This is a genomic window from Chromatium okenii (assembly GCF_016583745.1).
Classification (GTDB): Bacteria; Pseudomonadota; Gammaproteobacteria; order Chromatiales; family Chromatiaceae; genus Chromatium; species Chromatium okenii.
On sequence record NZ_NRRQ01000017.1, the window covers coordinates 1 to 13,815 of the forward strand.

At 55.6% G+C, this 13,815-nt stretch carries 12 protein-coding genes; 11 read left to right on the forward strand and 1 reads right to left on the reverse strand.

The window, feature by feature from the left end:
• Nucleotides 1-196 precede the first annotated feature (196 nt).
• Genes CKO12_RS08010 through CKO12_RS08035 form a run of 6 tightly spaced genes read left to right on the forward strand, consistent with a single transcriptional unit; the run spans nt 197 to nt 6,089 of the window.
• Nucleotides 197-646: a GspH/FimT family pseudopilin gene (locus CKO12_RS08010; RefSeq protein ID WP_200154216.1), complete on the forward strand. Its 450-nt coding sequence runs from the start codon at nt 197-199 to the stop codon at nt 644-646.
• Nucleotides 643-1,116 carry a type IV pilus modification PilV family protein gene (locus tag CKO12_RS08015; RefSeq protein WP_200154217.1) on the forward strand — a complete coding sequence of 158 codons (474 nt, stop codon included), beginning with the start codon at nt 643-645 and terminating at the stop codon, nt 1,114-1,116. The genes CKO12_RS08010 and CKO12_RS08015 overlap by 4 nt, the downstream gene beginning before the upstream one ends.
• On the forward strand, nt 1,113-1,811 hold the full coding sequence (locus CKO12_RS08020) for a prepilin-type N-terminal cleavage/methylation domain-containing protein (RefSeq protein WP_200154218.1): 699 nt from the start codon (nt 1,113-1,115) through the stop codon (nt 1,809-1,811). Before CKO12_RS08015 ends, CKO12_RS08020 begins: the two co-directional genes overlap by 4 nt.
• Nucleotides 1,769-2,752: a type II secretion system minor pseudopilin gene (locus tag CKO12_RS08025; protein WP_338032718.1), complete on the forward strand. Its 984-nt coding sequence runs from the start codon at nt 1,769-1,771 to the stop codon at nt 2,750-2,752. The genes CKO12_RS08020 and CKO12_RS08025 overlap by 43 nt, the downstream gene beginning before the upstream one ends.
• The gene (locus CKO12_RS08030) at nt 2,749-3,831 is read left to right on the forward strand and encodes a PilN domain-containing protein (protein WP_207146307.1); all 1,083 of its coding nucleotides are present in this window, start codon (nt 2,749-2,751) and stop codon (nt 3,829-3,831) included. The genes CKO12_RS08025 and CKO12_RS08030 overlap by 4 nt, the downstream gene beginning before the upstream one ends.
• A gap of 44 nt (nt 3,832-3,875) precedes the next feature.
• Nucleotides 3,876-6,089 (forward strand): RelA/SpoT family protein, encoded by a 2,214-nt coding sequence (locus tag CKO12_RS08035; RefSeq protein WP_200154221.1) that lies wholly within the window; start codon nt 3,876-3,878, stop codon nt 6,087-6,089.
• A gap of 15 nt (nt 6,090-6,104) precedes the next feature.
• Here CKO12_RS08035 and CKO12_RS08040 read toward each other — a convergent pair whose 3' ends face one another.
• A complete protein-coding gene (locus CKO12_RS08040; RefSeq protein WP_200154222.1) occupies nt 6,105-6,467 on the reverse strand; it encodes a hydrogenase maturation nickel metallochaperone HypA/HybF in 363 nt (120 codons plus the stop codon).
• A gap of 117 nt (nt 6,468-6,584) precedes the next feature.
• On the opposite strand from CKO12_RS08040, the gene CKO12_RS08045 reads away from it, so the two are divergent.
• The 5 genes from CKO12_RS08045 to CKO12_RS08065 all read left to right on the forward strand — a co-directional run bounded on the left by CKO12_RS08045 (nt 6,585) and on the right by CKO12_RS08065 (nt 13,810).
• Nucleotides 6,585-7,340, forward strand: a complete 756-nt coding sequence (locus tag CKO12_RS08045; RefSeq protein WP_200154223.1) for a HesA/MoeB/ThiF family protein — start codon at nt 6,585-6,587, stop codon at nt 7,338-7,340.
• Between the two features lie 161 nt (nt 7,341-7,501).
• Entirely contained in the window at nt 7,502-10,645 is a 3,144-nt protein-coding gene (locus tag CKO12_RS08050; RefSeq protein ID WP_200154224.1) for a response regulator, read from the forward strand.
• A gap of 23 nt (nt 10,646-10,668) precedes the next feature.
• The gene (locus tag CKO12_RS08055) at nt 10,669-11,985 is read left to right on the forward strand and encodes a hypothetical protein (RefSeq protein WP_207146308.1); all 1,317 of its coding nucleotides are present in this window, start codon (nt 10,669-10,671) and stop codon (nt 11,983-11,985) included.
• A gap of 10 nt (nt 11,986-11,995) precedes the next feature.
• Nucleotides 11,996-12,403, forward strand: a complete 408-nt coding sequence (locus CKO12_RS08060; protein WP_242466259.1) for a type 2 periplasmic-binding domain-containing protein — start codon at nt 11,996-11,998, stop codon at nt 12,401-12,403.
• 102 nt (nt 12,404-12,505) lie between these two features.
• Nucleotides 12,506-13,810, forward strand: a complete 1,305-nt coding sequence (locus tag CKO12_RS08065) for a hypothetical protein (RefSeq protein ID WP_200154226.1) — start codon at nt 12,506-12,508, stop codon at nt 13,808-13,810.
• The last annotated feature ends 5 nt before the right edge of the window (nt 13,811-13,815 follow it).

A 13,815-nucleotide genomic window follows, 5' to 3' on the forward strand; every position in this document is an offset into this window, starting at 1 on the left:
ATACTTAACTGAACTGTCTTCTTCACGTCTTAAGAAATTCAAAAGTTGGTCTTCGTTGCACAGTTTCACTGTCGTAAGCTCCTACATTTTCTCTTATAGTATAGTATGTTTTGCGGATAACTATAAATATCAACACGCACTTTTCAAAATTCAACTGTGTCACAATTCACTGACAACTGACAACTCAAAAAAATCCATGCCTCGTCAAACCGGCTTCACCCTCGTTGAGCTTTTAATCGTGTTGGCGCTCGCCGCATTATTGATGAGTGCTGTGCCCGCGTTATTTTCCGCCGCCTTGCCCGGTTTGGAATTAAAAGCCGCTGCCCGGCGCACCGCCGCTACTCTGCGATTGGCGCAGGAAATGGCGATCCGGCGCGGCACCGTTACTGAAGTGCTGATCGACGTGGAATCGCGCCAGCTCACGCTCGCCGCCGCCCGTCCCGTTACTCTGCCGGCAAGTCTCACCCTGCAATTGGAAATCGCCGCCCGCGATTTGCAAGATGACCAACGCGGGATCATCCGCTTTTTTCCCGACGGCACCGCCACCGGTGGGCGCATCATGCTGACGTACAACGCACACGGCTATCAGGTCGGCGTCACTTGGCTGACCGGACGCATCACCATTGCTCCTTGGACGGAACCATGAACGCGCAGCGTCAACGCGGATTTTCACTGCTGGAGGTGCTCGTCGCCTTTGCGATTCTCGCCCTCACGCTCGGCGTGTTGCTCAACATTTTTTCTCGCGCCAGCCACAGCGCCATTCTGTCAACGCAATACAGCCAAGCAGCCGCGCTGGCAGAAGCGAAACTCAACGCCATCGGGATAACGACGCCGCTTGAAGCGGGCACCTACACCGGCGAACCGGAATACGGTTTGACGTGGGAAATCAGCGTGATACCAGTTGAATTCGCCAGCATCGCTCCGTTGCCAGACGCCGAAATAGTCGCGCCCACAGATGATGCCAACGCCGTGTCTACCGTCGCCACCGTCACGCCGTATCAACTCACTGCCACCATTCTGTGGCGCGAAGGCGAGCATGTGCGCCGCTTCAGTGTTGTCACCGTGCGACTGGGCACCGCCACAGATGTCGCCCCAATCGAACCCACCGCGCCATGAACACGCACCGGATTCCGCAGCGCGGCTTTACTTTGGTGGAATTATTGATCGCGCTGGCGCTGATTAGCCTCATCACGTTGCTGCTGTTTTCGGGTTTGCGCTTGGGCAGTCGGGCGTGGGAAGCGGTGGATGCTGCCGCCGAACGCACTACCGCCGTGCGGCTGGCGCACGGCTTTTTAACCCGCACCTTGAGCCAACTGCGCGTGACCACCGTCACGCTGGAGACCACCGCCGTGACCGTGTTTGCTGGTGATCACGACCGCCTCGAATTCGCTGCGCCATTGTCAGAACACGTCGGCAGCGGCGGGCTGTATGTGCTGCGGCTCACGCTCGAAACTCACGCAGGCACACCGATGCTGCTGGTCACGCGCTGGCTGCTGCACCCGGAAATCCTGCACGGCACCGATGATGTGCCTGCGTGGGAACCTCTCAGCGCCGATGCCGCGCCCGATCTCGCGCAGTTGCCGATTGAAATGGACGCTGCTGACGGCGCGTTTGGGCGCACGCCGCTGTTGGCAACGGTGGACACGTTCCAGCTCAGTTATTACGGCATCGCCGACGGTGAGACCGAACCGGCGTGGCGAGACGATTGGTTGGAGCAACCGCATCTGCCGCTGTTGCTGCGCATTCGCCTGACCAGCCCGACGCAAGCGTGGCCGGAGCTGGTCATCGCCCTGCCGCGAGCATCGACCTGATGCGCCCGCGCCCCAGCGCCAGCAGCACCCACCAACGCGGCATCGCGCTGATGCTGGTGCTGTGGGTATTGACCTTGCTGACGGTGATGGCAATCAGCATGACCACCACTCAGCGCGGCGAGTTGGCGCTGACGGAGCATCAGTTGGCTGCCACGCGCTTTCGTCTGCACAGCGACGCGGCGCTGGCGTACATGGCATGGCAATTTATCCAACCCTTGCCGCAGTTGGAGCCGACCTCCGGCGTGGGCATGACCGCTGCCGATGAAGCGGCCGTTGCGGCGACGCAGTGGCTGCCGGACGGCACTCCGCACGAGTGGCAGTTTGCCGGCACCACGTTCACGATCACGGTGTTTAATGAGCAGTCGCGGGTGGCGCTGAATCACGCCTCGGCTGCGACCTTGGCGGCATTGCTGGAGGCGCTCGCGGTGCCAGAAGCGGAGGCGTTGGCAGTGGCAGATGCGCTGGTGGATTGGCGCGATGCTGACGATTTGGCGCAGCTCAATGGCGCAGAAGATGGTGATTATGAAGCGGCTGGCGCGGCTTTCGGGGCGAAAGATGAGCCATTTACGGCGTTTGAGGAATTGCGGCAGGTGCGCGGGATGACGCCGGAGCTGTATCAGCGGCTGGTGCCAGAATTGACGTTGACGGACAGTGGCGACGCGCCGGTGCTGGAGTTTGCCTCAGCAGCGGTGCTGGCGGCGACGCAGGGCATCTCGTTGATAGACGCGCAAATGCAGCAGTCCGCGCAGGTGCAGCCGCGCAGTCGCGGCGGACCGTTGTATCGCGTGCGTGTGACGGCTGCGGAGCCGGACGCCGGTCAGCAATTCGAGGCGTTATTAGAACTGACGCCCGCGCAGCCGACGCCGTATCTGGTGCATTGGCGGCGGTTTGGATGGGCAGGTGCTGCGCCGCCGCTCGTCGCAGTTGATGGTGAGCAATGATGATATTTAAGGATTTTTTTAACCGATTCTCGCGCTTCCCGCTGCCCGGCGCGGGGCAGATGGCACTGCACCGGCGCTGGCGTCAGTGTGTGCCGCTGCGGTGGCGACGGGCGCTGGCGCGGCGGCATCGCCACTGGTTGCTGGATGTGCGCAGTCTCACGACGGCGCAGCAGTGGCGCGTGAGTGGTGAGGAACAGACGCTGCTGGGCGAGCTTGATCTGAGCGCCAGCGCGGACTGGTCAGCGCAGTTCAAACCTGAGCCACGGGCGTTGCCAATCCAAACGGTGTTACGGCTGCCGACGGCTGCGGTCTTAACGCGGCATGTCTCGCTGCCGGCACAGGTGCGCAGCAATTTGGCGCAAGTGGTGCTGCACGAGCTGGATCGGCTGTCGCCATTTCAGGCGCACGAGGTGTTTTTTGCATATCGGCTGCTGCCGACTGCGCCAGCGGCACTGCGGTTGACGCTGGAGCTGGCGCTGTGTCGGCGCGATCAGGTCACGGGATGGTTGACGCCGTTGGCAACTGCCGGAGCGCCCGTTGCTTGCGTGACGTGGCCGGGCGCGTGGGCGGAGGCCAATCTGTTGCCAGTGGCGGAGCGTCCGCAGCGTCGTTCGCACGTCACGCTGACGCACGGTTTGCTGGTGCTCACGGCGGTGCTGGCGCTGGCTGGGATATTTAGTCCGTTATGGCAATTGCAGCATCAGGTGGCGATGGTGGATGCCGAATTACGGCGGGTGCGGGAGCAGGCGGTGATGGTTGACACGCTGCGGCAGGAGTTGGAACGCGCCCGCGAGCGCAGCACGGTGTTATTGCGGCAGCAACGGGCGCAGCCATCGCTGTTGGAATTGTTGCGCGAATTAACGGAACGCTTGCCCGATGACACTTGGATTCAGACGTTGGAATATAGCGACGGTCACGCTGAGGTGCGGGGCGAGTCGGGGCAAGCGACGGCGTTAATTGCAATTTTGGAGCAAGCGCCGCACTTCGAGGAGGTGACATTTAAGTCACCAGTGACACGCATCGCCCGCACTGGCAAGGAGCGTTTTAACCTGTCCTTGCGCGTTCTCACCGACAACTGACAACCGCCAACTTTTTCCCGCCATCATCGTCTTTCTCAAAACACATGGTCACATCTACCGGCAATCTTCCCGACGCCACGACGACTGACGAGGGCGCAATTCACCACTGGCTGACGCAGTTAGCCCCGCATTATCCCGCCGAGGCGCTGACGCAGATCAGCGCGGCCTGCGCGGTGCTGATCGCGCACGAGGGCAATCGTCGTCTCGATACCGGCGAGCGTCACGTCCGCCATGTTCTGTCAACCGCCGACATCTTGGTCAAGCTCCAAATGGATGCGGAAACCGTTGTCGCTGCGCTGCTCAACGGCTGCCTCAATCATCCCGATTTAACCGCTACCGCGCTGCAAACGCAGTTTGGTAGCGGCATCGCCCGCATGGTCGGCGATCTTGCTCGCATCGGTCAGCTTGCCAATGTGGACGCGATCATCGCCGCCAAAGATCAAGAAGAGCATGAGGAAAATCTGCGGCGGCTGCTGTTGGGCATTGCTGAGGATGTGCGGGTGGTGCTGGTGGTGCTCGCCGAGCGGATGCACCTGATGCGGGCGATCAAAACGCTGGAGCCGGAGCGTCGCGCCAAGCTGGCGCGTGATACCCAGCGCGTCTATGCCCCGCTCGCCAATCGGCTCGGCATCTGGCAAATCAAGTGGGAATTGGAAGATTTGAGCCTGCGTTATTTGCAACCTGATGAATATAAACGGATTGCAAATTTGCTGGTGGAGCGCCGCGCCGAGCGGGAGCATTACATCGCGGCGGTGCTCGACATTCTGCGCACGGCATTTGCGGAGGCGGGAATTGAGGCTGAAATCACCGGTCGCCCCAAACATATTTACAGCATCTGGAAAAAGATGCGCCGTAAAGCCGTTGATATTGAAGAGATTTTCGATTTACGGGCGGTGCGGATTTTGGTGCCGAGCGTCGCCGATTGTTATGCCGCACTCGGGCTGGTTCACGGACGTTGGCGGCATATTCCCAAAGAATTTGATGATTACATCGCCACACCGAAGGGCAATTTTTATCAATCGCTGCATACCGCCGTGATCGGTCCGGAAGATAAACCGCTGGAGGTGCAAATTCGCACGCACGACATGCACCGCCACGCGGAATTCGGGGTGGCGGCGCATTGGGCGTACAAAGAAGCGAAAGGTCACGATGCTGCGTTTCAGCGCCGCGTGGTGTGGATGCGCAATTGGCTGGAGTTGAAAAACGAGGGCGAGCGCAGCGACGGCATCTTGCAGCGGTTTAAGTCTGAATTTGAGCCGGTTCATATTTATGTGCTCACGCCGCAGGCGAAGGTGATTGAGCTGCCGAAGGGCGCGACGCCGTTGGATTTTGCTTACGCGATTCATTCTGAGATCGGCAATCGCTGTCGCGGGGCGCGGGTCAATGATCGAATTGTGCCGCTCAATCAAACGCTGACCAGCGGCGATAAAGTGGAAATTTTGACCCAAAACAATGCGATGCCGAGCCGGGATTGGCTCAGTCCGCATCATGGCTATTTGGTGACGGCGCGGGCGCGGAATCGGGTGCGGCAGTGGTTCAAACAGCAGCATTTTGAGCAACACGTTCAAGACGGGCGCACCGCGTTGGGGCTGGAGCTGGCGCGGCTGGGGATTGCGGACAAGTTGCGGCTGGACGAGCTGGCGACCAAGTTTAATTTCCGGCGCGGTGACGATGTGCTGGCGGCGATTGGCTGCGGTGATCTCGCGGTCGGGCAGGTCGCCCGCCAAGTAGGTGAGCCGAAGGTGGTGGAAACGCCGCTGCTGCGGCCGGCGGTGAAAGCCAAAACCACTGCGGCAGCAAAATCCGCTGGCAATGATGTGGTGGTTGAGGGCGTGGACGATTTGCTCACGCAGTTGGCGCAGTGCTGCAAACCGGTGCCATTTGATGAGATCGTGGGTTTTGTCACACGCGGGCGCGGCGTCACCATTCATCGCCACAATTGCCCGAATATCCAGCATTTACCGGCGGCGGAGCGCGAGCGCCTGATTCAGGTGCGGTGGGCGGGGCAGCAGCCGACGGCGCTGTATCCGGTGGACATGCTGGTGATTGCGACGGATCGCAAAGGGTTGTTGCGCGATGTGTCGGCGGTGTTTGCGGATGTCGATGTGGACGTGATTGGCGTCAACACCTATTCCGAGCGCAGCACGGACTGCGCGACGATGCGCTTTTCGATTGAAATCAAAAACATGAAAAAAATCGAGCAGTTGACGAATCGGCTCCAGCAGCTTCCCGAAGTGTTGGAAGTGCGGCGCTCCTGATTGGTTGAGTAGTTGTCAGTTGGCAGTCGAATCCGACTGCGTCATTTCCACCTGCGCGAGCAGTAGCTCATCACCACTCAGCAACTGCGTGGTCACACTTCCACATGCGCCACAACTCAAGCGATTTGCCGTTGCTGGCGTGACTGCGCCGCAGTCCAAACAGGTCACGCGAATCGGCGTGGTCTCAATCACCAATTCCGCGTGTTCCGCACAGGTACCGAGCGCCGCCAGCGGGTAGGCATGTTGTAACAGCGTCGCCTCCACGCCGGCTAACGGGCCAATGATGAGGCGGATGCGCGTGACCTGCGTGGCGCTGTGTTGGATTGCCAACTGTTCTACTTGGGTGAGTAGCGCCTGACATAAGGATAATTCGTGCATGACAAGGTTCCTTGTGGGCGTCAAGCGAGGGCTTTAAGTGCCGCTGTTTGCAGGCTTTTTTAGGCCTATCGTTTCGCATAGACTGCAAAAATAAGCATTTCACTGATATTGATACCGATGACTGATGACCAATTGCTGCGCTACAGCCGCCAAATGTTATTGCCCAGCTTGGGCGTTGCTGGCCAACAACGCCTCGCCGCAGCGCGGGTGCTGATTGTCGGCTTGGGCGGTTTGGGATCGCCAGTGGCGATGTATCTCGCCGCCGCTGGCGTGGGACGCTTGCTGCTGGCAGATGGCGATCACGTCGATTTATCCAACTTGCACCGCCAAATCCTTCACCCCACCGCCCACGTCGGGCTGACAAAAACGGAGTCGGCGCGACGGACGCTGGCGGCGCTCAATCCTGACGTTGAATTGATACCGCTGGCAACGACGCTGACGGCGGAGACCTTGCCGCAGTGGGTAACGCAGGTGGATGTGGTATTGGATTGCAGCGACAACTTCGCCACCCGTTTTGCGATCAATGCCGCCTGCAACGCCGCCCGCGTGCCGTTGATTTCTGGGGCGGCGCTGCGGTTAGAAGGACAGGTGACTGCGTTTTCTGGGCAGCCGGGCGATCCTTGTTATCGTTGTTTATTTCCCGATGGCGCTGACTATGCGGGCGACACCTGCGCAACTAATGGCATCTTGCCGCCGCTGGTAGGCATTATTGGCGGAATGCAGGCGACCGAGGCGCTCAAACTGCTCACTGGCATCGGCACGCCGCTGTTTGGGCGCTTGCTGCTGCTGGATGTGGCAACCATGAGCTGGCGCAGCTTGCGTTTGCGGGCTGATCCAGCCTGTCCCGTGTGCGGACAGCGCCGCTTGAATTAAATACGCAGTTAGCAATTGGCAGTTAAACAACTAAAAAAAGATCATTGACTGCCAATTCGTTTTAATCGTCTTATTAAAAAAATAACTACTCACTTTTGATTCATTTTACTGCTTTGATTCATTTCACTTCCAACTGAACACTGCCAATTGAAAACTTCTTTATGAAATTGAGCCGTCTCTCGCTCGTTTTTTCCGCCACGCTGGCATTGATGCTCATCGTCAACGGCGCTTTTACGCTTTTTGTTTGGAATGCACACGTTCAATTGAGCGCCGCCCATGAACACCGCCAACGGGCGCTGGTGGTGGTGCAAACGCTGCAACGGGAAGCGGAATTGCTGATGCGGCTAGTAACGCTTTATATCAATTCCACCGACATGCGTTTTTTATTGATGTATTACGACATCCTCGCCATCCGCGAAGGTGAAAAACCCGTTATCACGCAACGCAATCCCATCGTGTATTGGGAACAAGCCATTGCTGGCGCGACCCAACATCAACTCCCCGTCATCGGCTTGCGCCAGCCTTTGCGCGAACGGATGCGCTCATTGGGATTTCAAGCCGCAGAATTAGCCGCGCTGGATGCAGTATTCACCGCCACCGAAGCCTTAAAAGAACTCGAACAAATCGCCTTTGCCGCCACCCAAGGTTTATATGATCCCAAAACCAACAGCTTCGTCTCCGACGGCGAACCAGATTTGAATTTTGCCCGCCAGCGCATTTCCAGTCGGGAATACAACCAACGGCGGCTGCGTCTCTCCGAAACGATTGATGTCTTGCTGGAGCGCGTCGATCAACGCACCACCACCGATCTGCAACACGCCCGCGCCCGTCTGCAAGATTGGATTCTCGCCTCAATTCTGGGCTTGACTCTGATGACTGGCTTGATTTTGATCGAAATTCGCATTTTATCGCGGCACGTTCTCGCCCCCGTGCGCCAGCTCCGCCTCGTCGCCGGGCAGTTATCGCAAGGGCAATATCACGTTCGCGTCGGGCGGCTGGCGGGTGTGGAGGAACTCATCATGCTCGGCACCACGCTGGACGATATGGCGCAGGCCGTCGCCAGCGATATTCACCACCGCGAAACCGTGCAGCAGGAATTGGAAAACTCCCGCCAGCGTGCCGAAGCGGCAACGGATGCGAAAAGCCGCTTTCTCGCCAACATGAGCCATGAAATCCGCACGCCGATGAACGCGATCATGGGCATGTTGTATCTCACGCTCGGCACCACGCTGAACCCGCAACAGCAGGATTATCTGGTCAAGGCGCAAGCCGCCGCCAAATCACTGCTGGGCATCCTCAACGACATCTTGGATTTTTCTAAAGTCGAAGCCGGACGGCTGGAACTTGATCCCTCACCTTTTGAATTGGAGCGCGTGATTGGCGAGGCGTTGCTGTTAGTGCAGCAACACGCGCAGGAAAAAGAGATCGAATTGCTCTTTGATGCGCGGGGATTGTGGGCGATTCGTCAACCCGGCGAGGTGCTGGGCGATGCGCTGCGGCTGCGGCAAGTGTTGACCAACCTGTTATCCAACGCGGTGAAATTTACCGCCGTCGGTCATGTGCGGCTGCTGGTGGAACCGATCCGCGAAAGCGCCGACGAAGTCGAGCTGCATTTTGCCGTTGAGGACACCGGCATCGGCATTACGCCGGAGCAGTTGACGCGCCTATTTACGGAATTCACTCAAGGCGATGGTTCGACCACCCGCCGTTATGGTGGCACTGGGCTGGGCTTGGTCATCGCCCAGCGCCTCGTTGACATGATGGGCGGACAGTTGACCGTTGACAGTCAGCCCGGACACGGCACGACCTTTTATTTCACCATCACCTTGCCTCGCGCCCGCACCAGCACCGTTGTCGAACCGCAGCCCGCACAATTCAAACAGTTGCGGGTGTTGGTGGTGGATGACTACCCCGAAGCGCGGATCACCTTGGTTGGTTTATTGCGGCATCTGGGCATTCAGCGGGTAGAAGAATGCAGCACTGGCGGGCAAGCATTAGAGCGTTTGGAAAGCGCGTGGACGGTCGGCAATCCCTACGATTTGCTGGTGCTGGATTGGATGATGCCGGGCATGGATGGTGCAGCGGTGTTGCGCACCCAGCGCCTGCGCAACATTCCCCCGCCGCCACATATTTTGATCGCCTCCGCCTGTGATCCGGGCGACATCCGCGATCAGGCGCTGCAATTGGGCGTGTGCGATTTCATCACCAAACCCGTGTTGCCACAGGATTTGCGCGAACGCCTGCGCCGGATGCTGGGAGCCGCTGCGCACCCGACTGCCGCCACCGTGTCCGCTGCGCCGTCGCAATTTTTTGGAATGCGGGTGTTGCTGGTGGAAGATAACTTATTAAATCAACAAATTGCGCTGGAATTGATGCAGGCGCAGGGCGCGATTGTGGAGCTGGCAAATAACGGTTTAGAAGCACTGGAACAGTTAGCCCGCCGCCCGGCGGATGCCTTCGCGCTGGTCTTGATGGATTTGCAGATGCCCGTGTTGGATGGCTATCAAACCACGCAACAACTGCGCGCCGATCCGCGTTATGACCAGTTGCCGATCATCGCCATGACTGCTCATGCGCTGGTGGAAGAGCGCCAGCGCGGGTTGGATTTAGGAATGCAGGGTTATCTCTCCAAACCTTTTGATCCGGCTGATTTATTTGCCATTTTGTCCCGCTACTGGTCAACCTCCGATCCCGCGCCCACCGCCTCCAGTGACGCCGCGCCTGCGCAGCCAGATGTGTTTGCGATTCAAGGGCTGGATGCGCAACAAGGTTTGATGCGCGTGGGCGGCAAATTAGCGTTTTATCAACGCTTATTGACCGGCTTTTACGCGCAATTTCACACCGCTCCGGCGACGCTCCGCACCGCGCTGGCGCAAGGCGATTGGGATGGTGCGCGGCGCTTGATCCACACGCTCAAAGGGTTAGCCGGAACCTTGGGCATGACGGCGCTGCAACAGGCGGCGCTGGCGCTGGAAGCGGCGCTGCGGACACAAGATGCGACGGCAACTGCGCGTTTAACGGAATTAATTGCACTGTTGGAACCGTTATTAGTGCAATTAGACGCGCTCACTATTCAAGAAACGCAACCATCCTTGCCGGCAATTGACAAAGAAGAATTACACCAACACTTAGCAACGTTGCGCCAATTATTAAGTGAAGGTGATGCCGAAGCACTTGAATTGTGGAATACGCACGCGGGCGCGTTTGCCGATTTATTTAATCCCAACACACTGCGCCGGATTCGCGTTGCGCTCGATCATTTTGATTTTGAAGCGGCGTTGGCACTACTCCAGCCAGATGCTTAATTGTATTTATTCAACAGTAAAAAATGATGGTGCGGGAGACTTTAATGACAGCAAGACAGCTTGCTTGGTGTGCGTTAATACTGCTGGGGATGCTACCTTTAATTGGGCGAGCAGAATTAAGCATCTCTGGTTTTGGTACTTTAGGCGGCACGATTTCCGATCAAGATTTCATTTATCAACGCTTTATTGATAATACTGGCACCTTAAAAAACGACACCATCGGCGGCTTACAATTAGACGCAGACCTCGGCACCACCTGGGGATTAACGCTGCAAACCAAACTCGCACCCTCACAGCAACGCGATACCGGTTTTGATCCCACGCTCTCATGGGCGTTTCTATCATGGCGACCAACGAATGAATGGTTATTGCGTTTGGGGCGCTTACGCATTCCGGGATTTCTTCATTCGACAAATATGGATGTTGGCATGTCATTTACTTTTGCCCATCTGCCCTTTGAAATGTATTCAGTGTCACCCACGTTTGATACTGCTGGAATTTCCATCAGTAAAACGTGGCTACAGCCCGGACGAGAATGGAGTTTGGATGGTTATTTAGGCGTATCGGAAGCGGATTGGCGTTATTATTTCCGCGATGGCATTCCAGCAAATGCACCGGCTGGTTCATTTTTTAGTGAAGTAGATATGGATTTAACCACTGGTGTAGTGGCGGCGCTAAATGAACACGGCAATCGCTGGCGCGTCGGTTTGCATCGCGTTGATTTCAAACTAGGTTTGCGTCCGTTATTAAATGAATATTCCTTTGTAACGCTCTTACCCGGCACCGAGATTGGTTATTATCAAACCCTAACCACACCATTGATTCCCAACTCACCGCACAACGTTGAAACCGCGATTGCTTATGCGCTAAATTTAAGCATGGAACTCAACTTACCGTATCAGTTGCGTTTAACCACTGAATATGTGCAACGGCGCATCGTCAATATCACGACTGGCTTGGATGTGAATGTGGGTTATATCGCTTTAGAAAAAAGAATTGGCAAATGGACGCCTTATAGTTATTGGTCAGGAATTCGTTCTCTTGCGCCCCGTCTCAATTTTTACGACGTCCTCAATAACAATCAAGTGCCTACATTTATTCCCAATTCCGCTGTGATTAACGCCACCCAACGCAGCGGTGCTGATTTACATCAATCTTTTGATCAACGATCTATTGCGCTGGGTGCTGCGTATCAGCTCACGCCGCAAAGTAAATTGAAATTTGAATGGATTAACACCCGCAGCGGAAGAGCGTCTAGTTTTATTGATGCACCACTTGGTGAAGAGACCGGGCATCGCCAGTTCAATTTATTTTCTTTTTCTTATAATGCAGTATTTTGAGGAACAGAACTTGCGCCTACTCATCCTCATTATCGTGTTATTGCTTATTATTTTACCCGCAGTTGCCGATCCGTTGATTATTGGTCATGCGGGATTGCCAACCATTGATCAGCCGACGGTGCAGCGCATTTATACGGGCAAAGTCGTTGAAATCCAAGGCATTCGTATCACTCCCATCAATCTTGCAGCGGGTCATCATTTGCGCCAACGGTTTCTGCAACTGTATTTACAACAGGATGAAGATCAATATGCTGCATATTGGATTGTGCGGCGTTATGTTGGCAAAGGTAAACCACCTAAAGATGTCAACAGCACTGCGGAAATGCGGCGGTTTATTGCAGAAACACCCGGAGCAATTGGTTATGTTGATGCTGATGAGGTGACTTCAGAACTCAACATCTTGCTTAAAAATCGCTGAAGATAACAAATGATTATTTCGTACCAAACAACACCAAATCCCATACAATACCCGCTAATTTTTTAAGTGATGTTGGGATTTATCGTCATATATGAGGATAAAATGATTGCGCATATCCAGCATCATTGTCTCGGTTTATTGTTGGTCACTTTCGGGTTATTAGTTGTATCCTTAACTGCATTAGCAGATGTCAAGCTCTCTGGGTTCGGCACCTTGGGTGGTGCAATTTCCGATCAAGATTTTATTTATCAACGCTTTATTGATAACAGCGGGACTCTGTACCGAGATTCGGTCATTGGCGTACAGCTTGACGTTACGCATCAAAATGGTTGGGGCTTGACTTTGCAAGCAAAAGCGGGTGCATCCACACACAACGACACCGATTGGGAAGCCGTATTGAATTGGGCTTTTTTATCATGGCGACCAGCAAACGATTGGTTATTACGCGCCGGGCGGTTACGCTTACCGTTAATGCTCCATTCTGCAAATAGTGATGTGGGCGTTACCTTTCCTTTTGCCCGCTTACCAACTGAACTCTATTCACTTTTGCCAACGGTTGATATGAATGGGTTATCAGTAGCAAAAACGTGGCTGACTGAGACAACGGAATGGACGCTCGAAGGGTATCTTGGCAAAACTCACGCCGATTGGCGCTATTATTTACGCGATGGCTTGGAGCCACTGTTTCCAAGTGGCGCGATGTTTTTAGCGTATGATTTTGAAATGATTGGGGCAGTATTATCTCGTATTAGTGAGCGTCATACTTGGCGCGTTGGTATACATCACACGACTGCGGCATGGGATGTTGGGCCAACGCCAATTCGGTTTCCTTTTGTGCCACTTATGCCCGGCAGTACGCTTGGTTATTATAAAGTTAGCCCTGAGCTGCCCGGCCCGCCAATTCGTTATGCGGAAAACTACGATATTTATTTATTCACTCTTGGCACGGAAATTCGCCTGCCGCAGCAGTGGCAACTCACAATTGAATACGGGCGGCGTCATTTCACAGAAGCAGTCGTTGGCGCTGATACTCATGCCGGTTATTTATCCTTATCGAAACACATTGGACGCTGGACGCCGTATTGCTACTGGGCGGGCATTCGTTCTGATAATCAAGGATTAAACCTTGCTAAAGCGATGAACCGTAATCAATTGCCTGCTACCGTGCCCGGCGCAGCACTTATCAATATGACCCAACGCGCCGGTGCAGATTTAATTGATCCTTATGAGCAAAAGTCTCTCGCCTTAGGTACCGCGTATCATCTATCACGCACCAGTTCTTTCAAATTGGAATGGCTGCACACCCGCACGGGGGCGCTATCAAGTTTTGTGAATGCCCCATTTGGTGAAGATAGCGGCGGACGGCAGATCAACGTTTTTTCGCTGTCTTATAGCCACACCTTTTGAGTGAG